The following is a 21,373-nucleotide window of genomic DNA, read 5'->3' on the forward strand; positions in this document are numbered from 1 at the left end:
GCACGGTAACGGCGCACGGCGGCGCTGCTCCACCGGATTTCGAGCGCCGTCACGTGATCGATCCGCCGGGCAGGGGCCGGTCCCCCTCGCCGAGCCGGAGCCGTATCCGGGCCCGTGCCTCCCGTGCCCACGTGAAGTCGGGGTCCAGCTCGACGGCCCGGTCGAGGTCGGTCAGGGCCTCCTCGCTGCGGCCCAGTTCGTGGAGGGCCGCGCCTCGGCCGGCGAGGGCGGAGGGGTAGTCCGGGAGCAGGGCGGCGGCCCGGGTGAGTTCGGTGACCGCGTCCGCGAAGCGGCCCGCGCGGCGGTAGGCGTCGCCGCGTTCGGAGGCGATCCAGGGCGAGTCTGGCGCGCGCCGGGCCGTCTCGTCGAGGTCGGTGAAGGCCTCGGCCCACTCGCCCCGGGCGCCGCGCAGTCGTGACCTGCGCACCCGCGCCCACAGATGCCCCGGGTTGAGGCTCAGCGCGCGGTCGAAATCGGCGAGGGCCGCGTCGTACTGCTCCACCGCGTGCCGGCACACCCCCCGGGAGGCCAGGGTGCTCGCGTCGGCCGGTTCCAGGGCGACGGCCCGGTCGAGGTCGGCCAGCGCCTCGGTGAACCGGCCGACCAGTCGGTGGGTTTCGCCCCGGGCCGCGATGAACAGCGCGGTGTCGGGCGCGAGTTCGTCGGCGCTGTCGAGGTCGGCGAGGGCGCCGTCGAGGTCGTCCAGGGCCCGGCGGCACAGGCCACGGCCGTAGTGGGCCATCGGCCGCTCCGGGTCCAGTTCGATCGCCCGGTCGTACTCGGCCAGGGAGCCGTCGAAGTCTCCGGCGTTGCGGAGTTCCCGGCCCCGGACGACATGTGCCAGCGCCCGGCCGGCGCTGTCCAGATCGGGCCGGGCGAGGAGCAGGTCCATGGCCTCGGTCACGCCGTCGGTGAGGGCCTGGCCCAGGCGGCGGCCCCAGTCCCGTACGGCCGGGGCGTCGGCGGTGACGCCCGCTTCCGCCACCATGGCCGCCCAGCGGCGGCCGACCGCCGGATCCGCGGCGCAGGCCGGCAGGAGGGTGTTCAGCGCTCCCGGCAGAGCTGTCTGCGGCCGGGCGCACAACCGGTGGTACGTCTCCTCCAGCAGGAGTTCGCGCCATGGCTGGTGGTCCCATTCGGTGCCGGGGCGCAGGCCGTTCGCCGCTTCCTCGCGCCAGCCGCGGTAGGCCTCCGCGAGCCTCTCGTGCTCCCGTGTCCAGCCGCGCGGCGAGTGCCGTCGGCGCAGTCGGAGCATCGCGTCACGGACCAGGTCGTGGTAGGTCAGCCGGTCGGGGCGCTCGGTGACGAACGGCAGGCCGCGCAGCCAGTCGAAGAGCGCGTCGGCGTCCTCGTCCCGGCAGTCCACGGCGGTCCGGAAGACGTCCAGGTCCAGGCGCCGGGGCAGCGCGCAGGCGAGGGCCACGGAGCGGCGGGCCGGGTCGGGCTCCCACTTCAGGAAGCGTTCCACGGCGGTGGCGCTGGGGTCGCCCACGTCGTCCGGGTCGGTGGGGTGCTGTTCGGCCAGGGCGGTGACGAGCACGGGCAGGCCGCCGGTGAGCCGCAGCACCTCGGCGACCACCGGTTCGTCCCGTACCCCCTTGTCCGCGAGCAGCCCGCGGGCTTCCGCCTCGGTGAACGGGCCGAGCGGCAGGTCGGTTCTGAAGTCGGCGAAGCTGCCCCAGCGGGCCGTGTCGAAGGGGTGCTGGCCGGAGGTGACCACGACGACGTTGGCGGGGAGGGCGCCGTAGCGGTCGGTGGTCATCACATCGTGCAGCCAGGGGTCGAGGAACGGTCCGGTGCGCTCGTAGGTGTCGAGGAGGAGGACGATCCAGGGGGCGGTGTCGGCCGCACCGGCCAGCTCGTTCAGCAGTACCGGGGTCAGTACCCGCTCGGGGGACAGCACCAGTTGGGCGTCCTCCTGGCTGCGGAAACGGGCCCGGAGCCGGTCGGCGCCCTGGGCGAGGCGGTCGGTGTCCAGGGCCACGGCGAAGGCGCCGGCCACCGGCACCATCCCCAGCCCCACCTGCGCCGCCCGCGCCACGGCGAGGCTCCCCGCGGACGGCCCCTCCCGGTCCTCCGGTCCGCCCACCGCCAGGGCGGCCTCCGCCTCGTGCCGCCGTTCCCGGTGCGCGGCCAGCAGCCGCTCCAGCTCCTTGAACCGCCGCCCCTGAGAGGTGAACTGACGGGCCATCACCGCCAGCGCCTCGGGCACTCCTGCCACGCCCTCGTCGACGTACACGGTCAGCGCCCCGGCCTCCCGGGCGATCTGCTCCAACTCCCGTACCAGACGGGTCTTCCCGACACCGGCGTCACCGTGGACATGGAAGAGGAAGCGGTGCCGCTCGTCCTCGGGCGCCAGGTCGAGGTTGCGCCGGAACGCCGCCCGCTCCTCGGCCCGCCCGACGAACCCGGCCCTCCGCCGCCGCCCGATCAGCTCCTGCATCGACGGCCGTGTCGACCCCATCCGTGCCTCCCCCGCAGTCGGCCCACAGTGAGTCTGGCAGAGGCCGCTGTGTCCGCAGAGAGCCGCCGCGGTCGATGACTTGGCGGGGACTCGATCACTGGCCGGTTTTGGCCTCTTGCCCGGGGCTTCTGATGACTTCTACTTTTTGAGCGACTGCTCAAAACCTGTCTCCCGGGCGTCTTCGAACGAAGGAAGAAGACATGACCAGCAACGGACGTGCCTGGCTGCTCTTCACGGGATGGCTCCTGACAGGAGCCTGCTATCTGCTCGCCCTCCTCACCGCGCTGTCGGTCGGGATCTTCATCCTTCCGATCGCCGTGGCCGGTACGGTCGTGCTGGCCACGCGCCGGGACGCCCCTCGGGGCCTGCCCGGCCTGCTGTCAGGTGCGAGCCTGCCGCTGTTCCTGCTCGCCTACCTCAATCGGCACGGCCCCGGCACCTACTGCACCACCTCGGCCGGCGGCAGCAGTTGCACCGAGGGCCTGCTCAACCCTTGGCTCCTTCTGGCTGCCGGCCTGCTCGCCCTCGGCGCAGGACCCGCACTGTTCCTCAAGATCCAACGACGACCGGTGAACAGGGCTGCGCCGATCCCCTCCGAGTAGTCCGCACGCCCAGGCCGTCGTAGCCGAAGGGGACCGCTCCCGGACAGCTCCCGGTGATCGCCGCGAGCAGCGGCGGTGATCGGGTTCAGTGCCTCCTCGCCGTGCGGGGCCCTCGGAGCGGGCCGACACTCGGGAGTGTGAGCTCAGCGGATACCGACGTCCTGGTGGTCGGGGCCGGCCCGACCGGCCTCCTCCTCGCGGGCGACCTCGCCAAGGCCGGAGTCGCTGTCACGTTGCTGGAGCGACGCGATCACGAATCCAACCTGAGCCGGGCCTTCAGTCTGCACGCGCGGACCCTGGAACAGCTCGACGCCCGGGGCCTGGCCGACGAACTGCTCCGGATCGGCACGCCCACCCGGGCATTGCATCCGTTCGGCCGCCTCAGCATCGACTTCTCCAGGCTGCGCACGCGTTTTCCCTTCATCCTCACCATTCCCCAGTGGCAGGTCGAGCGGTCCCTGCTGCGCCGGACCGAGGAAGCGGGAGCCACCATCCTCCGTGGGGTCCGGGTGACCGGGCTGCGGCAGGACCCGGAAGGCGTCGACGTGGACGTACGTCATCCGGACGGCACCACGGCCGTACTCCGAGCCCGTTACGTGGTCGGTGCGGACGGCGCGGGCAGCACCGTCCGGCAGAGCCTGGGTATGCCGTTCCCCGGCAAATCGGCCATCAGCTCCGTGATGCTGGCGGACGTACTGCTCGACCGCGCACCGGACGAGATCTTCAACTTCAGCTCGAACGACCAGGGTTTCACCTTCTTCGCGCCGTTCGGGGACGGCTGGTACCGGATCATCGGCTGGGACCGGCACCGGCAGCTGCCCGACGACGCGCCGGTCACCTTGGAGGATGTCCGGGACATCACGGAACGCACGGTCGGCGACGACCTCGGGATGCACGACGCGCGGTGGCTCTCCCGGTTCCACAGCGACGAGCGCCAGGTACCCCGCTACCGGCAGGGAAGGGTGTTCCTCGCGGGCGACGCCGCGCACGTCCACTCGCCCGCCGGCGGCATGGGCATGAACACCGGGATGCAGGACGCGGCCAACCTCGGCTGGAAACTGGCGGCCGTCCTGAAGGGCTGGGCCGGTGACGCGCTGCTGGACAGCTACCACGCGGAGCGCCACCCGGTGGGGCGCATGGTGCTGCGTGTCAGTCACGCACTGCTCTCGGCGGTGACCACAGGGTCGGCTCTGGTCCGTGCGCTGCGGGCCGCTCTGGCCACCGTCGTGCACGGGCTGGTCGTGGTGGAGGCGCAGGCGGCACGTGGTATCTCCGGCATCGGGATCTCCTACCGTGCGCCCCGGGGTTCGCATCCGCTCGCCGGCCGCCGGATACCGGATCTCCGCCTGTCGGAGCAGCCGGCTCGGCTCTATGAGGCCTTGCGGGAGGGCAAGTTCGTGCTGGTGGGGCGCGATGTCGCTGCGGTCGCCGCGCCGTGGGCGGAGCGGGTGGTGACGGCCTCCCCGGCGGCCGGCCTGCGCCCGACCGTACTGGTCCGGCCCGACGGTTATGCCGCGTGGGCGGCCGAGGACCCGGACCCGGAGGACGTACGACGGGCCCTGACGCGCTGGCTGGGCCCGGTTGGTCGGGACGGCCGTCAGGCGCCGTGACCGGCCACCCGGCGCCGCTCCCCGCCACCGCCGCCCGCCCACCACCACCACCGCCGCCCACCGCCGCCGCCCGCCCATCGCCATCCGCTCGCCACCGCCGTCCGCCCGCCACTGCCGCCGTCCGCCCACCGTCCGCCATCCACCATCCGCCCGCCGCCCGCCGCCCGCCCGCCGATCCGCCCGCCACTGCCGCCGTCCGCCCGCCGCCCGCCCGGCGCCGCCCGCCCGCCGCGCCTTGTCGGGACGCCGCGCGTAGGGTGAAAAACACGACGCTCTCGCCAAGTTCCGGACAAGTGCTGGAGGAGCGATCATGGCTTTTGCCACTGCCAAGGACGGCACTCAGATCTACTTCAAGGACTGGGGGGCGGGGCAGCCGGTGGTGTTCTCCCACGGCTGGCCGCTGACCGCGGACGCGTGGGATCCGCAGCTGAAGCTGATGGCGGACAACGGCTTCCGGGCCGTGGCCCACGACCGGCGCGGGGGCGGGCGCTCCGGTCAGCCCTGGGACGGGAACGAGCTGGACACGTACGCCGACGACCTGGCGTCGGTCATCGAGACCCTCGACCTTCGGGACGTGATCCTGGTCGGGCACTCGACCGGCGGCGGGGAGGTCACCCGCTACATCGGCCGGCACGGCACGAGCCGGGTCGCCAAGGCGGTCCTGCTCGGCGCGATCCCCCCGTTGATGCTGAAGACGGAAGCGAACCCGGAGGGGCTGCCGATCGATGTCTTCGACGGGCTACGGCAGGGCGTGCTCACGGACCGTTCCCAGTTCTACAAGGACCTCAGCGCTCCGTTCTACGGTGCCAACCGCGACGGTTCGAAGGTCTCTCAGGGGACCCGAGACGAGTTCTGGCTCTGGAGCATGACGGTGGGCATCAAGGGGGCCTACGACTGCATCAAGGCGTTCTCCGAGACCGACCTCACCGAGGACCTCAGGACGATCGACGTCCCCACCCTGATCGTGCACGGCGACGACGACCAGATCGTCCCCATCGTGGCGTCCGCGGAGAAGTCGTCGCAGCTCGTCAAGGACGCCGTCCTCAAGGTCTACGCGGGTGCCCCGCACGGCCTGGCGATGGTCCCCGAGTTCGCGGACCGCTTCGACGCCGACCTCCTCGAATTCGCCCGCGGCTGAGTCGCCCGCCCCACGGACGGATCCGGCCCCGGCCTGACATGCTGCCCCCATGTCGACGCCACCCCCGCACCCCCGCGCATCCGTCGAGACACCCCTCCCGTCCGTCAACGGCCTGCGGCTGCAGGCGCGTCGGGTGAGCCGGGACGTCCGCGGGGCGGGGCGGGTGCTGAACGGGATATCGGTCGACGTGCCGCCCGGACAGCTCACGGTGATCGCCGGGAGCAGCGGCGCCGGCAAGACCGTGCTGTTGCAGACGCTGGCCGGGCTGAGCGCTCCGACCGAGGGCGAGGTGCTGCACGACGGGACGCAACCCGGGCCGCCGGGGCCGGAGTTCGGGTTCGTGCCGCAGGAGGACATCATCCACCGCGAGCTGCCGCTGCGCCGCACGCTGGTGTACGCGGCGGGGCTGCGGATGCCTCCGGGGACGCCGGCCGGGACCGTGCTCGAAACCGTCGAGCAGGTGCTGGACACGCTCGGACTGGCGGAGCGGGCGGGGACTCCGGTGCGTGCGCTGAGCGGCGGTGAACGCAAACGGGCCAGCATCGCCGTCGAGTTGCTCACCCGCCCCAGGGTGCTCTTTCTCGACGAGCCGACGTCCGGGCTCGACCCGGTCACGGGCGCGGCCCTGCTGCGCACCCTGCGGGCACTGGCCGAGGACGGCACCACCGTCGTCCTGACCACGCATGTCCTCGCCGATCTGCTCCGCGCCGATCAGGTCGTGTTCCTGTCCTTTGGCGGTGAGGTCGCGTACGCGGGTGAACCGGCCGCGCTGTGCGAGGCGTTCGGGGTCGGCACCGTGGAGGAGGTGTACGAGGCGGTGGCGGGCGGTGTACGGACAGAACAGGTCGGCCCAGGCGATACCGGCCCCGCTGACGGCCCGTCACCGTCCCGGCGCCCGGCCCGTGTCGGCGCTCTCCGTCAGTGGGCGCTGCTCACCCGGCGCGGTACCGCGCTGATGCTGCACAACCGTCTCTCGGTCGCCGTCCTGGCGGGCTCGCCGGTGATGATCGTGGCGATGTTCGCGGTGCTGTTCCGGTCCGGCGCGTTCGACCGGGCGGCGCCTGATCCGGGCTCCACCGCCATGATCATGTTCTGGATCGCGTTCGGCGCGTTCTTCTTCGGGCTGACGTACGGCCTGCTGCAGATCTGCACCGAACTGCCCGTCCTGCGCCGTGAATGGCTCGCGGGGCTGCGGATCGGCCCCTACGTCGCCTCGAAGCTGACGACGATGCTGCCGGTACTCGCGGTCGCGGACGCCTTGTTGCTGATCGTGCTGCGCGCCCTGGACCGGCTGCCCGCGGCGGGCTGGGACACCTACGGCTCGCTGTTCGCGTCCAGTGTGCTGGCCTCCGCCGCCGCCCTCGCACTCGGACTGCTCGCGTCGGCCGCCGTGTCGGAGCCGGGACAGGCGACGCTGATGCTGCCGTTGCTCTGTTTCCCCCAGGTGCTGTTCTCGGGCGCCTTCGTGCCGGTGCCCCGTATGACGGTGGCCGGGCAGGCGATCAGCTGGGCGATGACCAATCGCTGGGCGTTCGAGGCGCTGGGCAGCGGGGTGGGGCTGGCGTCGCTGTGGCGGGCGGGCGGCTCGCCGTCGGGGCCGCCGCTCCTGGAGTCGTACGGGGATTCGTTCGGGCATCCGGCGAGCCGCGGCTGGCTGGTCCTGGCGGGCTTCGCGCTGCTGTTCCTGGCCTGGACCTGGGCGGTTCTGGTGCGCAAGTGCCGGGACGGCGCGGCGCGGAGCCGGTCGGGACGGTGATCCCCGGGCGGGGCTCAGCAGCCCTCCCGGGCGGCCAGCCCGGTCACCCCCGGCACCCGGTCCCGGTAGGTCTTCGTCACGAACTTCAGGAACGTCTCGATGTCCCTGGGCTGGGACGACACGCCCAGCGAGACCCGGACGGCGCCCGCCGACGGCAGCCGCAGCAGCTCCAAGTACTCCTCCAGTGAGCTGAGTTGCCGGCGGGCCGCCGAGCGCAGTCGGTTCAGTGGCAGGGCGAACGCCTCTTCTCCGGCGCCGGGATTGCAGAAGCAGCCCGTGCGCAGGGATATGCCGTGTGCGGCGCTGTCGCGCGTGACGACGCGTTCGTCGACGATCCGGCCGTCCGCTCCGAGCACGTTCAGCGCGACCGTACCGCCGCGGGCCGCGCCCGCACGGTCGGGGCCGTACACCCGGACCAGCGGGGAGCCGTCGCTGTGCGTCAAGGACCGTAAACCGGTGAGCAGTTGGTCGGTGAGGGCGGCGACATGGGCGTGTACGCGGTCCATGCCGATGCCGTCGATCCAGGCGAGTCCGGCGGTCACGTCGGGCAGGGACAGGAAGTTGACCGTGCCGTCCTCGAAGGCCGCCTCGTCGGTGGCGAGGACGTGCCACTGGGCCTGGGCGCTGACCGCGTAGATGGTGCCGCCCGAGAACCAGGGACGGCGCAGCCTGGCGAGGGCCGTGCGCCGGGCGATCAGACTGCCGATGCCGGTGGGGTGGCCGAAGACCTTGTACCAGCTGACCGCGGTGAAGTCCGGCCGGTGGCGGCTCAGGTCCAGGGCGTTGGCCGGTGCGAAGGCCGCGGCGTCGAGCAGGACGTCGTAGCCGTGGGCGTGGGCGGTCTCGATCCAGTCCAGCGAGTGCTGGACGCCGGTGAAGTTGCTCTGCGCCGGATAGGCGAGCAGGCCGCCGGCCCGCCGCCGCAGACGGGGCGGGGCCAGGGCGGCGAGCAGTCGTCCCTCGTCGATGTGCAGGCCGGGCACGTACAAGGTGGTGGCTCCGCGCGCCCGCGCGTACTCCCGCAGGCCGTTGACCGAGTTGTGGTTGTCGAGCGACATCACGAGTCTGCTGTCGCGGGTGAAGGGGTACGCCTCGCCGACCAGGCGCAGGGCGCCGGTCGCGTTGGGGGTGAAGATCACCGCGTAGTCGTCGGGATCGGCATTGAAGTGCCGGAGCACCGCCTGGCGCGCCTCGGTCAGCAGGAGCCCGGAGGCGCGGGAGGCCGGGCTCTCGGAGTGCGGGTTGCCGAACAGTCCGCCGGTGATCCGCCGGGCGCTGCCCATGACCAGGGAGCGCGGGGGAAGTCCGGCGCCGGTGTGGTCGAGATAGGTGTGTCCGCCCTCGTCGAGGTAGCCGAACTCGCGCTCCCTCAACTCCGCGAAGCCGTCGGGGCGTTCCGCTCCTCCGCCGGGTATGTGTCCGGTGGCGTCCGCCGTGTCCATGAGGCCCCCCTCGCACGAAACTCCGACCAAGGTACCGGCGTACGAGCGGTTCACCGCCGCGGCACGACGTCGAACGGCGCTTGCCGCGCAGGGGGGTGTGAGCGTCGGGGAGCGGGAAGGACGGTGTCATGTCCACCTCCCACTCATCACGCGCACTCGCGCTCGCCGCCGCCGTCCTCACCGGCACGGTCGCCCTCTACATCGCCCTCGTCGCACTGGGGAACATCACCGACTTCGGCACCAACCAGGCCTTCGTCCAGCATGTCCTGGCCATGGACACCACGTTCAAGGACGACGATCTGATGTGGCGGGCCATCACGGACAAGGGACTGGAGAACGCCGCCTACATCGCCATCATCGTCTGGGAGACCGTCGCCGCGCTCGTGCTGATCGCCGGGACCGTGCTGTGGTTCCGGCGTGACAACGCTCGCGCGCGGCAGCTCTCCACCTACGGTCTGCTGATGCTCGTGCTGCTCTTCGGCGCCGGGTTCATCGCCATCGGCGGTGAGTGGTTCGCCATGTGGCAGTCCAAGACCTGGAACGGACTCGACGCCGCGACCCGGGTGCTGGTGCTCACCGGGCTCGCGCTCATCGTCGTACAGCTGCCGGAGCGCTCGTCGGCTACTTGACGACCGTGACCTTGGTGTCCGGCTCCGTGCCGAACGTCCACAGGGCCGCGCCGTCCGCCTTGGGCATGCGAATGCCGCTGGTCTGCTTGCCGGCGGCGGCCGGCGGCGGGGACGAGCCGTCGACCGCGTTGGAGAAGGCGACCGACAGGCCCGCCTTGTAGGCGAAGTACAGGATGTGCTCGATCGCGACGCCGTCCGAGCCGGTAGTGGACGCCTTGGTCCTGGTGACCGTGTAGGTGCCGGGGTCGGGACTCACCGTCCCCGGCCACACCGTGAAGGTGCGGGTCGCCTTGCCGGTCGCGTCGACCAGCCACACCCGCTTGTCGCCGAGCGCGTAGACGACCCGGCGGCCCGTGCCGGAGGCCGCCGGTATCCCGGGGGCCTTCGCCGGGGCCGGTGACGCGGAGGGGTGGGCGCCCGCCGACGCGCTCGCCGACGGGCGGACCGCCGCGGCCGTGGGGTGCGGCCCCTTGTCGGCCTGGACGGCGAGGAAGACGACGGCCACCGTCGCCCCCGCCGTCAGACCGGTGACCGTGACCCAGGAGGGCAGTAGGGCAGCCACGGGTACGCATCTCCTCCGCTATGAGGCCCCCTGTACAGACGACAGAGGTCGGATCATCGTACCGGGCCGTACCGGAGGGCCCCTCCCGCTCTCCCGCTCAGTCCAGGACCGGCAGCAGCTCCGGCAGGTGCCCGTCGGAGGCCTCCGCCGCCCGCTGCCGTTCCTCCGGCACCTCGCCGTACAACGTCGTACGCGGCCTCGCCGGTCGGCCCGCCGCCTCCGCCACGGCGATCAGGTCGCGCACCGACTTGTACGAGCCGTACGACGAGCCCGCCATCCGCGAGATCGTCTCCTCCATCAGCGTCCCGCCCAGGTCGTTCGCGCCCGAGCGGAGCATCTCCGCCGCACCCTCGGCGCCCAGTTTCACCCAGCTTGTCTGGATGTTCGGGATGTACGGGTGGAGGAGCAGCCGGGCCATCGCCGTCACCGCCCGGTTGTCGCGCATCGTCGGACCCGGGCGCGAGATGCCCGCCAGGTAGACCGGTGCGTTGGTGTGGATGAAGGGGAGCGTCACGAACTCCGTGAAGCCGCCGGTCCGCTGCTGGATCCCGGCCAGCGTGCGCAGGTGGCCCAGCCAGTGGCGGGGCTGGTCGACGTGCCCGTACATCATCGTCGACGACGACCGGATGCCCACCTCGTGGGCCGTGGTGATCACCTCGATCCAGGTGGCCGCGGGGAGCTTCCCCTTCGTCAGCACCCACCGCACCTCGTCGTCCAGGATCTCCGCCGCCGTGCCGGGGACGGTGTCCAGGCCCGCCTCCTTCGCGGCCGTGAGCCACTCGCGGATCGACATGCCGGTGCGCGTCGCGCCGTTCACCACCTCCATCGGCGAGAAGGCGTGCACGTGCATGCCGGGGACGCGCTCCTTCACCGCCTTCGCGATGTCGAAGTACGCCGTGCCCGGCAGGTCGGGGTGGATGCCGCCCTGCATGCAGACCTCGACCGCACCCACGTCCCACGCCTGCTGCGCCCGGTCGGCGACCTGCTCCAGGGAGAGGGTGTACGCGTCCGCGTCCGTGCGGCGCTGCGCGAAGGCGCAGAAACGGCAGCCGGTGTAACAGACGTTGGTGAAGTTGATGTTGCGGGTGACGATGTAGGTGACATCGTCGCCCACCGCGGACTTCCGGACGTCGTCGGCGATCCGCGTCAGCGCGTCCAGCGCCGGGCCGTCCGCGTGGAAGAGGGCCAGGGCCTCGGCGTCCGTCAGCTTCGTCGGGTCGTCGGCCGCGGTCGCCAGGGCCGCGCGTACGTCCGTGTCGATGCGCTCAGGGGCCATGCCGGGGGCGGCCGCCTCGCGCAGGGCGCCCCAGTCGCCGTACACCTCGTCGAAGTCGTCGCGGCGGTCGCCCGTACGGCCCTCGGTGTCGATGGCGGTGTGCAGATCGGTGCGGCCGGAGGCGACGAACACCTCCTCCGGCTCCTGCCACGGACGCCCCTCGACGACCGCGTCCGGGACCGCGAGGCCCGTCTCCGGGTCCGCCAGCGCCGCGACATGCGGGCGCAGCCGCGGGTCCAGCCAGGGCTCGCCGCGGCGGACGAACTCCGGGTACACGCAGAGACGTTCCCTCAGCTCGAAGCCGGCGGCCGCGGACTTCTCCGCCAGCTCCTCGATCTGCGGCCAGGGGCGTTCCGGGTTGACGTGGTCGATGGTGAGCGGGGAGACCCCGCCCCAGTCGTCGATCCCGGCCGCGATCAGCCGCTCGTACTCGCTGTCCACGAGGTTGGGCGGGGCCTGGATGTTGCCGGCCGGGCCCATGACCAGCCGTGCCACGGCCACCGCCGCCACCAGTTCGTCCAGCTCGGCGTCCGGCATGCCGCGCATCGCCGTGTCCGGCTTGGCCCGGAAGTTCTGGATGATCAGTTCCTGCACACCGTGGTACGACCGGGCCACCCTGCGCAGCGCGAACAGGGACTCGGCGCGCTCCTCGTAGGTCTCGCCGATGCCGATCAGGATGCCGGAGGTGAAGGGGACGGAGGAGCGGCCGGCGTCCTCCAGGACCCGCAGCCGGACCGCGGGCTCCTTGTCCGGGGAGCCGTGGTGCGGGCCGCCGGGCTCGGACCACAGCCGGGTCGCGGTCGTCTCCAGCATCATCCCCATGCTCGGCGCGACCGGCTTGAGACGCTGGAAGTCGGTCCAGGACATCACCCCGGGGTTGAGGTGGGGCAGCAGGCCCGTCTCCTCCAGGATGCGGATGGAGATGGCGCGGACATAGGCGATCGTGTCGTCGTAACCGTGCGCGTCGAGCCATTCGCGCGCCTCGGGCCAGCGGTCCTCGGGCTTGTCGCCGAGGGTGATCAGGGCTTCCTTGCAGCCGAGGGCCGCGCCCTTGCGGGCGACGTCGAGGACCTCGTCGGGGGACATGAACATCCCGTGCCCGGCCCGGCGCAGCTTGCCGGGGACGGTGACGAACGTGCAGTAGTGGCACTTGTCACGGCACAGGCGGGTGAGGGGGATGAAGACGCTCTTCGAGTACGTGATGACACCGGGGCGGCCCGCCTGTTCCAGACCGGCGTCCCGCACCCGGGCGGCGGAGGCTGCGAGGTCGGTCAGGGCCTCGCCGCGCGCCTGGAGCAGGACGGCGGCCTCGGCGACGTCGAGGGCGACACCGTCCCGGGCGCGTTTGAGGGCGCGACGCATGGAGTTCTCGGTGGGGCCGGTACCGCCGGGGCGGTCGGTGGGGCCGGTTCCGGAGGTCGCGGAAGTCGTCATTCTTTGAGCATACGTAGGGGCTCCGCGGGTTCAGTGGGGCCGGGGGCGTGCGATGCGTGGCCGGGTGCGGGTGCGTTGTGGCTGGTCGCGCCCGTGCGACGGGGCCGCGCCGTACCGCACCGTGATCCGCGGCACACACCCACAGGCGTCCCACAGGCGTCCCACCACCGGCGGAACGTCCCAGGTGGTCGCGGCAACGGCATCCCAGCCTCCCACGACCGTTGGATTCCCTTCTGGGGGAGAACCGCCGTCGATAGCGTCCGCGTTGCTCACCGGGACCGCCTCCAGTTGCGGCTGACGACGTTCACACGCCCCAGGGGCCCCTCGCCCCGGCCAGAGCACCGACCAGTCCGCCCCTCATCCTCAGTCCGGCCAAGGAGACGTTCCGAAGTCATGAGAAACAGTCCCATTCATGTTCCCTGGAGAGCCAGAGTCGGCGTCTTCGCCGCCACGACGGCGCTCCTCTCGACGGGCATGCTGCTCGGTGCCGGTCCGGCGTCCGCCGCACCCACGGCGATCAGACTGACGTCCTCGTCCTGCCCCGACGAGATCGTGCAGGGCCAGACGAGCGGCTGCGTCACCGAGTTGCAGAACCTGCTCAACGCCCACGGCGCCGGTCTGACGGTGGACGGCAGCTTCGGGGCCAAGACCCTTTACGCGGTCCGCGAGTACCAGTCCTCCACCGCGATCGCCGTGGACGGCAAGGTGGGCCCGCAGACCAAGGCCAAGCTGTACGAGACCGGCGGTTCCGCCCCGGCGCCGATCAACCTGAACTCCTCGTCGTGCCCGGCGAACATCGTCCAGGGCGACACGGGCGGCTGCGTCACCGAACTGCAGCGGCTGCTCCGCCACTTCGGCTACTCGATCGACGTGGACGGCGATTTCGGATCAGGGACATACAGTGCGGTCCGGGCCTTCCAGTCGTCCAACGGCCTGACGGTCGACGGCCAGGTCGGCACGAACACCAAGCGGGAGCTCTACGACACCGACGAGTCGCCGTCCACCGCCATGGACCTGCGATCGGCGTCCTGCCCGTCGAACATCGTGGAGGGAGACAGCGGAGGCTGCATCTCGACGCTGCAGGCCCTGCTCAACGGCAAGGGACAACACCTCGACGTGGACGGCCAGTTCGGCCCGGCCACGCTGGCGGCCGTGAAGGCGTTCCAGTCGGCGGCGGGCCTTTCCGCCGACGGCGAGGTCGGCCACGACACCAAGGCCGCCCTGTACTCGAACATCAGCACGGGCGGCGGCAGCGGCGCACCGGCGCCGGTCGACCTGAACTCCAGTTCATGCCCGGGCAATATCGTGCAGGGCCAGAAGAGCGGCTGCGTCACCGAGTTGCAGAGCCTGCTCAACCACCACGGAGCCGATCTCGCCGTCGACGGCGACTTCGGACCGCTGACCTACAGCGCGGTGCGCGACTTCCAGACCGAGAACGGTCTGTCGGTCGACGGCCAGGTGGGTCCGGCCACCAAGACAGCCCTGTACAACGTGGTCACCCCGCCCGCCTCGACCCCACCCGGCGGCGGGTACAGCAAGATCCTGGACGTGGCCGAGGCCGAGGCCGGCACGGTCGAGGGCAGCGCGCGGGCGAACAGCTACGGCTCCGCCGTGGGCCTGTCGATGTCCACGAGCGACTACGCCTGGTGCGCGACCTTCGTGAGCTGGGTGGCCAAGCAGACCGGGGCCACCTCCTACCGCAACACCTACGTCTCGGGCTGGGTCAACCAGGCGCGGGCCGGCAACTACCACCTCTCGGTGACGACGGACCCGCAACCCGGCGACATCGTGGCCTTCGACTGGAACGGGGGCAATGACTTCACCGGCGGGCACGAGCACATAGGCATCGTGAGAACGGTGAGCAGCGGCTCCAGCTTCACCACCGTCGAGGGCAACACCAGCAACCCCGACGGCGGGTCGGACGGTGTGTACGTCAAGACCCGCAGCAGGAACAGCAGCTACGACGTGCTGTTCATCCGAGTCCGCTGACCGGGCGCGCTCCGGGTCCTGACCTGCGATACCGGATGCCGCCGGGAGATCCGGCCCCGGCGCGTCCGGTATCGCGGTGCCGCGGCCGGTCCGGCACCCCCCTCAGAGGAACCGGGCACACTGGTCCAGCAACCCCAGCACCTCCGCCTCCCCCGCCGGAGGCAACTGCACCACGACCTCCTCGATGCCCAGCTCCGCGTAGTGCGCCAGCTTCCCCGGCGTCGGATACACGGCGTACGGCACCACCTGGAGCGCGGCCGCGTCCCGCCCCGCACCGGCCCACACCGAGCGGAGCACCGGCAGCGACTCGGTCAGCCCGCGTCCCCCGATCGGCATCCACCCGTCCGCGTACTCGGCGATGTGCGCGAACAGCTTCGGCCCCGCGGCCCCGCCGATCAGCGTGCGCGGCCCGGCGACCGGCCCGCGCGGCTTCTGCACCGGCTTGGGGAAGGCGGAGGAGGCCCGTACGCTGCCGAACTCCCCCTCGTACGCGGTCGGTTCCTCCGCCCACAGCGCCCGCATCAGGGCCATCCGGTCGCGGGTCAGTTCCCGCCGCGTCCGCCAGGTCACCCCGTGGTCCGCGGCTTCCTCCACGTTCCAGCCGAAGCCGACGCCGAGCGTGAAGCGGCCGCCGGACAGGTGGTCGAGCGTGGCGATCTGCTTGGCGAGGTCGATGGGGTCGTGCTGGGAGACCAGGGTGATGCCGGTGCCGAGGCCGAGTCGGTCGGTGACCGCGGCGGCCTGGCCGAGGGCGACGAAGGGGTCGAGGGTACGGCCGTACTCGCGCGGCAGGTCGCCGCCGGCCGGGTACGGGGTGGTCCGCTCGACGGGGATGTGGGTGTGCTCGGGCAGGTACAGGCCGGCGAAACCGCGCTCCTCCAGCTCACGGGCGAGCCGGACGGGGGCGATGGTCTCGTCGGTGAGGAAGATCGTGACGGCTATACGCATGCCCCATCTGTACCGGGGGTGGCTCGATCTGTCCATACCGACCGGTCGGCATCACACGCCCCGCCTTTCACACCGCTATGCACATGACATACAGACGCCTGTGGATTCCCTGTCCTTCCAGGGGAGTTCACGTCCGGAGAGGAGAGTGACCGGCATGTGTGAGGACACGCACGGCATCGGCAGGCGCGCACTGTTCGTGACGGGCGCGGCGGCAGCCCTTACGTTGGGACCCGTGAGCTTCGCAGCGGCGGACGGTCAGGGCCCGGGGACCCAGAAGACGGCGACGGTGAGCGGCACGCTGCCGCCCGGCTCCCCCGACTTCGTGTACGTACCGGTCGAAGTCCCCACCGGCGTACGGGAGATCAAGGTCTCCTACACCTACGACAGACCGAGCGTCCCGGCCGGCACCACCGGCAACGCGCTCGACATCGGCATCTTCGACCAGCACGGCACCGAGCTGGGCGGCAGGGGCTTCCGGGGCTGGTCCGGCGGCGCCCGCACGGAGTTCTTCGTCCGCGCCGACGACGCGACCCCCGGCTACCTCCCCGGCCCGGTCGGCGCGGGCACCTGGTACATCGCCCTCGGCCCGTACACGGTCGCCCCGCAGGGCCTGACCTACGAGCTGACGATCACCCTGACCTACGGCGAACCCGGCACCCCGATCCGCCCGGTCTACCCGCCGCAGCGGGCCAAGGGCCGCGGCCGGGCCTGGTACCGCGGCGACTGCCACCTGCACTCCTGGTACTCCGACGGCCGCCGCACCCCCGCCGAGATCGCCGCCCTGGCCCGGGCCGCCGGCCTGGACTTCATCAACTCCTCCGAGCACAACACGCACTCGGCGCACGCGCACTGGGCCGACCAGGCCGGCGACGACCTGCTGATCATGCTCGGCGAGGAGGTCACGACCCGCAACGGCCATGTCGTCGCCCTCGGCACCGACCCCGGCACCTTCGTCGACTGGCGCTACCGGGCCCGGGACAACCGGTTCGGTCACTTCGCGCACCAGATCCACAAGGCCGGCGGTCTCGTCGTACCGGCGCATCCGCACGCCACCTGCGTGGGCTGCGCCTGGAAGTTCGGGTTCGGGGAGGCGGACGCGGTCGAGGTCTGGAACGGCCCCTACACGCCAGACGACGAGGTGGCCCTGGCGGCCTGGGACGCCTCGCTGGTGGCGTCGGTGCGGAACAACCGGCAGTGGCTCCCGGGCATGGGCAACAGCGACGCGCACCGGGACCCGGACGTCGTCGGCTCGCCCCAGACGGTCGTCCTCGCCGACGACCTGTCCCGCGAGGCCATCCAGGAGGGCCTGCGCGCGGGCCGTTCCTACATCACCGAGTCGAAGAACGTGACCCTGAGCTTCACGGCGACGGGCGGGCGGGGCGAACAGGCCGGGATCGGCGAGCGCCTCGCGGTCGACGCGGACACCCCGGTGACCGTCCGCCTGGAAGCCTCCGGCGTGCCGCGCTGCACGGTCCGCTTCGTCACCGACCAGGGCGTCCTCCTCACCAGCGACCCCCTCCCGGTGGCCGGCTCCGGCACGGTGGAGTGGCGGACGACCCCGTCGTACGCGGCGTACGTCCGCGCGGAACTGCGCCACGAGACGGCGGCGGGCACGGTCCCCGGCGCCCTGGCGGCACTGACGAACCCGATCTTCCTGGGGCGGTGAACCGCGCCGGTCCACGGCTCGGCGTCCAGGGAAAACCCGTTGGGCCGCCCGGTCCGCTTCAGGCATCATCCGCTGGTGGACACCTACCTGGAGACCCCGAGGCTGGCTCTGCGCCGCTTCACCGCCGACGACGCGGACCTGCTGATCGAGCTGGACAGCGACCCGGCGGTGATGCGCTACCTGACCGGCGGCACTCCGACCCCGCCGGAGATCGTCCGCGAACGCTACCTGCCGAACATCCTCGCGAACTACGACAAGTGAGGCGGCGATCTCGGGCTGTTCGCCGCGCACGAGAAGGACGGCGGCGCGTTCATCGGCTGGTTCATCCTGCGCCCCGAGCCGGAGGGCCCGCTGGACGAGGTCGAACTCGGCTACCGGCTGCGGCGGGCCGCCTGGGGCAAGGGGTATGCCACCGAGGGCTCGCGGGCCTTGCTGGGCAAGGCGTTCAAGGAGCTCGGTGTGCGCATGGTCTGGGCGGAGACGATGTCCGTGAACCACGGTTCGCGCAACATCATGGAGAAGCTCGCGATGACGCTCGCGGAGACCATCCCCACTCCCCCCGACATGGAGACGGTCGAGGGCTCCGAGCACGGCGGCGTACGGTACGAGATCACCAAGGACCAGTGGGAACGGCACTAGCCGCCTGCCCCGGCGTCCTCGCGGCGCTGATGCCCGGTTTCCCCCTCCGAGGGGAGCCGGGCATCGTACGTTTGAGATCACCGCGAGAGCCCGAGGAGAGATTCCGTTGAACGAGGCAGAGCAGAACTCGACGCCGCCGCCCATCGACACCAGCAGGCCGCACCCGGCCCGCATGTACGACTACTACCTGGGGGGCAAGGACAACTACCCCGTCGACTCGGAAGCGGCGGATCGGGTGATGTCCCTCTTCCCGGAGATCGGAACGGGCGCGCGCATCAACCGCACCTTCATGAACCGGGCCTGCCGGCTGCTGGCGGAGCGTGGCATACGCCAGTTCCTCGACGTCGGGACCGGGATTCCGACCGCGCCCAATCTCCACCAGGTGGTGCAGGAGGTCGCTCCCTCCGCGCGCGTCGTCTACGTGGACAACGACCCCATAGTGCTGCGGCACGCGGAGGCGCTCCTGCGCAGCGCTCCCGAGGGGCGGACCGGGTACATCCAGGCCGACGCCAGGGAACCCGAGAAGATAATCGAGGGCGCGGGGGAGATCCTCGACCTCGATCAGCCGGTCGCCCTGTCCATGGTCGCCCTCCTCCACTTCCTCTCCGACGAGCACCGGCCCCACGACCTTGTGAAGAGCCTCCTCGATTCCCTCCCCTCCGGAAGCCACCTCGTGCTCTCGCACGTGACCGGGGACTTCGATCCGGAGACATGGGAGAAGATCGTCGGCATCTACCGCGAGAGCGGGGTGCCCGCGCAGGTCCGCTCCCGGGCGGAGTTCACCCGCTTCTTCGAAGGCCTCGAACTCCTGGAACCCGGCGTCCAGGTGGCCACGGACTGGCACCCCGAGCCCGGCGACCAGAAACCCCACTCCCCGGTCCCGCTGTACGTCGGTGTGGCCCGCAAACCGTGACGCCGTCCGACAGGACGTCGTTCATGTGCCGCCGGTTTCGTGTGAGAGAGGCAGGCCGGGAAGTGTCCTGGCCCGCCCGCTCCGGTACTCACCTCCGCCAGAACAGGTGGTGCGTCACGCCGCTCGGGCTGGGCACGACGTCCAGGTGGAAGCGGTCGAGCAGTTCGTCGGGGGACTCCCACAGCCGTTGTCCGGACCCGAGCGTGAACGGCGAGACCGCCACGTGCAGGGTGTCGACGAGGTCGGCTTCGAGGAACTGCCGGATGGTGGTGACCCCGCCGCCGAGCCGGACGTCCTTGCCCTGCGCCGCTTCCCGCGCCTGCCGGAGGACCGTGGCAGGGTCGCCGTCCACGAAGTGGAAGGTGGTGTCGGAGAGCGTGAACGACGGCCGCTCGTGGTGGGTCATGACGAACACCGGCGTGTGGAACGGGGGCTCGTCACCCCACCAGCCGAGCCAGTCATGGTCCTGCCATGGGCCACGCTGGGGCCCGAACTTGTTGCGGCCCATGATCTCGGCGCCGATGTTCCACGCGAATTCCCGCGTGAAGTAGTTGTCGAGCCCCCGGCTCCCGCCGGGTTCGGTCCGCATGGGCCAGCTCGCCGTGGCCCCGGCCCAGGAGAAGAGCCGCTCGGGCCGGTCGAGGCCGAACGGCCGCTCAAGACTCTGGTCCTCACCGGGACCGGCACCGATCCCGTCACTCGAGACGTTGAAGTTCATGACTCTCAGCAGCTGATCCACGTCGTTCCTCACCAGACCCTGTCGCACCGTCGCGGGGCAAGCGCCCCACACCATGACGTCGAACGAGACACGACCGGATCGACAACGGCCTGGAACTTTTTTCCCGCGCCCGCGCCGCCGCCTTCGGCTCGCGCGTCTTCCAGGGCCGTCATGGTCTCGGGCGAGTTCCTGATCCCGTCGGTCGCCGCCGGAACCCCGGTGCGGTGTCGGAGCCGTCTGCGAAACTGCGCATGTGAGTCTCACCACCGCGCCCGCCTCCCACGATCCGGCCCGGGACTTCCCCGAGTTGGCGCCGTACGCACGTACGGTCGTACGGCTGCATCCGCGCCGGGGCGTCCCCGGGCCACGGGGCAGTCACCTCGGCGGCCCGATGCTGTGGCCGGCCGCCGAGCCGTGGCCTCGGTGCGGCGAGCACGCGGAGCCGATGACCGCGGTGGCCCAGTTGACGACGGCGGACTTCCCGGAGATCCGCTTCCCGGACGGCACCGACGTCGTACAGCTGCTGTGGTGCCCGGACTGGCACGACCAGCCGCATCCGGAGGGCTGGGGCCAGGCGTGCCGGCTGTTCTGGCGCCGGGCAGCCGAAGTGACCGACCTCCTCACGGAGCAACCGCGCTCCGAGGACCCCGATCCGGACATGGTCCCGCGCCCCTGTGTGCTGCACCCGGAGCGGCTGACGGAGTACCCCTGCGTCGAGGAGCTCCCGGCCGGACCGGCGCGGCGGTACGAGGCCTGGCTCGCCGAACGGAACCTGCCCGACGACGTGTCGGCGATCCCCGGCTACAAGCTGGGCGGCAGCATGACCTGGGGCGTGACCGACCGGCCCGAGCGCCTGGAGTGCGAGGCGTGCCGGGCGCCGCTGGAGCTGTTCCTGCAGTTCGACACGTCCGAGTACGGGCTGGGCAGCTGGGGCCCGGAAGGTACGCCCGACCGTTTCTGGCCCCTGGAGGAGCGCGGGCTGGAGCCGCGCACCGACGCCTGGTGGGCCGCGCTGGAACCGACGGGCATGACCATCGGCCGGGGCGGCCACGCGGGTCTGTTCGTCTGCTCGGCCGACCCCCGCCACCCCGCCTCGCACTTCACACAGTAGGAGCGTCCATGTCCGACCGCAGATTCCGTGTCACCACCGCGTTCCAGCGGCACATCGCCAACCCGCTGACGCGCCTCATGCCCTTCCAGACGCTGCTGGAGACCACCGGGCGGGTCTCCGGGCAGCCGCGGCGGACGCCGCTCGGGGGGAAGCGGGTGGGGGACTCCTTCTGGCTGGTGTCGGAGTTCGGGGTCAGGTCGCAGTACGTGCGGAACATCCAGGCCGATCCGCGGGTGCGGGTGCGGATCGGCGGGCGGTGGCATCACGGCACCGCCCACCTGCTGCCCGACGACGACCCGGTCGCCCGGCTGCGCACCCTGCCCAAGGGCAACAGCGCCGCCGTGAAGATGCTGGGCACGCAGCTCCTGACGATCCGGGTCGATCTCACCGACTGAGCGGGCGCGCCCCGAACGGGACCGCCCCGAAGGGGCGCGGGGAACTGGGCGACCAGCCACGACGGCGCCGCGGACGGCAGA

The 21,373-nt window shown here is 71.7% G+C and carries 16 protein-coding genes and 1 pseudogene; 11 read left to right on the forward strand and 6 right to left on the reverse strand.

Going from position 1 to position 21,373, the window contains the following annotated elements; all coding sequences use genetic code 11:
* Window positions 1-49 precede the first annotated feature (49 nt).
* A complete protein-coding gene (locus tag ACIRR9_RS14475) occupies window positions 50-2,464 on the reverse strand; it encodes a tetratricopeptide repeat protein (protein ID WP_403751087.1) in 2,415 nt (804 codons plus the stop codon).
* A gap of 200 nt (window positions 2,465-2,664) precedes the next feature.
* Here ACIRR9_RS14475 and ACIRR9_RS14480 point away from each other — a divergent pair, with 200 nt between their 5' ends.
* The 4 genes from ACIRR9_RS14480 (at window position 2,665) to ACIRR9_RS14495 (ending at window position 7,570) form a co-directional block, all read left to right on the forward strand.
* Window positions 2,665-3,066, forward strand: a complete 402-nt coding sequence (locus ACIRR9_RS14480; RefSeq protein ID WP_403751089.1) for a hypothetical protein — start codon at window positions 2,665-2,667, stop codon at window positions 3,064-3,066.
* Window positions 3,067-3,203: 137 nt separating this feature from the next.
* On the forward strand, window positions 3,204-4,676 hold the full coding sequence (locus ACIRR9_RS14485) for an FAD-dependent oxidoreductase (RefSeq protein WP_403751091.1): 1,473 nt from the start codon (window positions 3,204-3,206) through the stop codon (window positions 4,674-4,676).
* Window positions 4,677-4,986: 310 nt separating this feature from the next.
* Window positions 4,987-5,814 (forward strand): alpha/beta fold hydrolase, encoded by an 828-nt coding sequence (locus tag ACIRR9_RS14490; protein WP_403751093.1) that lies wholly within the window; start codon window positions 4,987-4,989, stop codon window positions 5,812-5,814.
* A 49-nt stretch (window positions 5,815-5,863) separates the two neighbouring features.
* A complete protein-coding gene (locus tag ACIRR9_RS14495; protein WP_403751095.1) occupies window positions 5,864-7,570 on the forward strand; it encodes an ATP-binding cassette domain-containing protein in 1,707 nt (568 codons plus the stop codon).
* Between the two features lie 14 nt (window positions 7,571-7,584).
* On the opposite strand, the gene ACIRR9_RS14500 is transcribed toward ACIRR9_RS14495, so the two are convergent.
* Window positions 7,585-9,012: an aminotransferase class V-fold PLP-dependent enzyme gene (locus ACIRR9_RS14500; protein ID WP_403751097.1), complete on the reverse strand. Its 1,428-nt coding sequence runs from the start codon at window positions 9,010-9,012 to the stop codon at window positions 7,585-7,587.
* 128 nt (window positions 9,013-9,140) lie between these two features.
* On the opposite strand from ACIRR9_RS14500, the gene ACIRR9_RS14505 reads away from it, so the two are divergent.
* A complete protein-coding gene (locus tag ACIRR9_RS14505) occupies window positions 9,141-9,641 on the forward strand; it encodes a DUF2165 domain-containing protein (RefSeq protein WP_403751099.1) in 501 nt (166 codons plus the stop codon).
* Here the strand turns inward: ACIRR9_RS14505 and ACIRR9_RS14510 are convergent.
* Both ACIRR9_RS14510 and ACIRR9_RS14515 read right to left on the reverse strand, forming a co-directional pair.
* A complete protein-coding gene (locus ACIRR9_RS14510) occupies window positions 9,634-10,203 on the reverse strand; it encodes a hypothetical protein (protein ID WP_403751101.1) in 570 nt (189 codons plus the stop codon). The genes ACIRR9_RS14505 and ACIRR9_RS14510 overlap by 8 nt on opposite strands.
* Before the next feature lie 97 nt (window positions 10,204-10,300).
* Entirely contained in the window at window positions 10,301-12,913 is a 2,613-nt protein-coding gene (locus ACIRR9_RS14515; protein WP_403751103.1) for a bifunctional FO biosynthesis protein CofGH, read from the reverse strand.
* A 393-nt stretch (window positions 12,914-13,306) separates the two neighbouring features.
* On the opposite strand from ACIRR9_RS14515, the gene ACIRR9_RS14520 reads away from it, so the two are divergent.
* A complete protein-coding gene (locus tag ACIRR9_RS14520; RefSeq protein ID WP_403751105.1) occupies window positions 13,307-14,902 on the forward strand; it encodes a peptidoglycan-binding protein in 1,596 nt (531 codons plus the stop codon).
* Between the two features lie 102 nt (window positions 14,903-15,004).
* Here the strand turns inward: ACIRR9_RS14520 and ACIRR9_RS14525 are convergent, their stop codons facing one another.
* Complete coding sequence (locus ACIRR9_RS14525; RefSeq protein WP_403751107.1) at window positions 15,005-15,850, reverse strand: LLM class F420-dependent oxidoreductase; 846 nt, start codon at window positions 15,848-15,850, stop codon at window positions 15,005-15,007.
* 154 nt (window positions 15,851-16,004) lie between these two features.
* Between ACIRR9_RS14525 and ACIRR9_RS14530 the strand changes: the two genes are divergently transcribed.
* From ACIRR9_RS14530 to ACIRR9_RS14540, 3 genes and pseudogenes are all read left to right on the forward strand, one after another.
* Window positions 16,005-17,516 (forward strand): CehA/McbA family metallohydrolase, encoded by a 1,512-nt coding sequence (locus ACIRR9_RS14530; protein WP_403751109.1) that lies wholly within the window; start codon window positions 16,005-16,007, stop codon window positions 17,514-17,516.
* Between the two features lie 75 nt (window positions 17,517-17,591).
* Window positions 17,592-18,155 (forward strand): annotated as a pseudogene (locus ACIRR9_RS14535) (GNAT family N-acetyltransferase).
* Window positions 18,156-18,261: 106 nt separating this feature from the next.
* On the forward strand, window positions 18,262-19,068 hold the full coding sequence (locus ACIRR9_RS14540) for an SAM-dependent methyltransferase (RefSeq protein ID WP_403751111.1): 807 nt from the start codon (window positions 18,262-18,264) through the stop codon (window positions 19,066-19,068).
* Window positions 19,069-19,156: 88 nt separating this feature from the next.
* On the opposite strand, the gene ACIRR9_RS14545 is transcribed toward ACIRR9_RS14540, so the two are convergent.
* Window positions 19,157-19,807: a dihydrofolate reductase family protein gene (locus tag ACIRR9_RS14545; protein ID WP_403751113.1), complete on the reverse strand. Its 651-nt coding sequence runs from the start codon at window positions 19,805-19,807 to the stop codon at window positions 19,157-19,159.
* A 232-nt stretch (window positions 19,808-20,039) separates the two neighbouring features.
* Here ACIRR9_RS14545 and ACIRR9_RS14550 point away from each other — a divergent pair, with 232 nt between their 5' ends.
* Together ACIRR9_RS14550 and ACIRR9_RS14555 are read left to right on the forward strand one after the other, a co-directional pair.
* Complete coding sequence (locus ACIRR9_RS14550) at window positions 20,040-20,897, forward strand: hypothetical protein (protein WP_403751115.1); 858 nt, start codon at window positions 20,040-20,042, stop codon at window positions 20,895-20,897.
* An 8-nt stretch (window positions 20,898-20,905) separates the two neighbouring features.
* Window positions 20,906-21,292: a nitroreductase/quinone reductase family protein gene (locus tag ACIRR9_RS14555; RefSeq protein WP_384562503.1), complete on the forward strand. Its 387-nt coding sequence runs from the start codon at window positions 20,906-20,908 to the stop codon at window positions 21,290-21,292.
* Window positions 21,293-21,373 lie beyond the last annotated feature (81 nt).

Origin of the sequence: Streptomyces sp. NPDC101234, from assembly GCF_044767525.1 — a bacterium.
GTDB lineage: Bacteria > Actinomycetota > Actinomycetes > Streptomycetales > Streptomycetaceae > Streptomyces > Streptomyces sasae.

Excerpts from the sequence above, each read along its gene's own strand:
- ACIRR9_RS14515 (WP_403751103.1), bottom strand. The coding sequence starts at position 12,913 with ATGACGACTTCCGCGACCTCCGGAACCGGCCCCACCGACCGCCCCGGC.
- ACIRR9_RS14525 (WP_403751107.1), bottom strand. The coding sequence starts at position 15,850 with ATGCGTATAGCCGTCACGATCTTCCTCACCGACGAGACCATCGCCCCC.
- ACIRR9_RS14495 (WP_403751095.1), top strand. The coding sequence starts at position 5,864 with ATGTCGACGCCACCCCCGCACCCCCGCGCATCCGTCGAGACACCCCTC.
- ACIRR9_RS14530 (WP_403751109.1), top strand. The coding sequence starts at position 16,005 with ATGTGTGAGGACACGCACGGCATCGGCAGGCGCGCACTGTTCGTGACG.
- ACIRR9_RS14480 (WP_403751089.1), top strand. The coding sequence starts at position 2,665 with ATGACCAGCAACGGACGTGCCTGGCTGCTCTTCACGGGATGGCTCCTG.
- ACIRR9_RS14555 (WP_384562503.1), top strand. The coding sequence starts at position 20,906 with ATGTCCGACCGCAGATTCCGTGTCACCACCGCGTTCCAGCGGCACATC.
- ACIRR9_RS14505 (WP_403751099.1), top strand. The coding sequence starts at position 9,141 with ATGTCCACCTCCCACTCATCACGCGCACTCGCGCTCGCCGCCGCCGTC.
- ACIRR9_RS14500 (WP_403751097.1), bottom strand. The coding sequence starts at position 9,012 with ATGGACACGGCGGACGCCACCGGACACATACCCGGCGGAGGAGCGGAA.
- ACIRR9_RS14490 (WP_403751093.1), top strand. The coding sequence starts at position 4,987 with ATGGCTTTTGCCACTGCCAAGGACGGCACTCAGATCTACTTCAAGGAC.
- ACIRR9_RS14520 (WP_403751105.1), top strand. The coding sequence starts at position 13,307 with ATGAGAAACAGTCCCATTCATGTTCCCTGGAGAGCCAGAGTCGGCGTC.
- ACIRR9_RS14475 (WP_403751087.1), bottom strand. The coding sequence starts at position 2,464 with ATGGGGTCGACACGGCCGTCGATGCAGGAGCTGATCGGGCGGCGGCGG.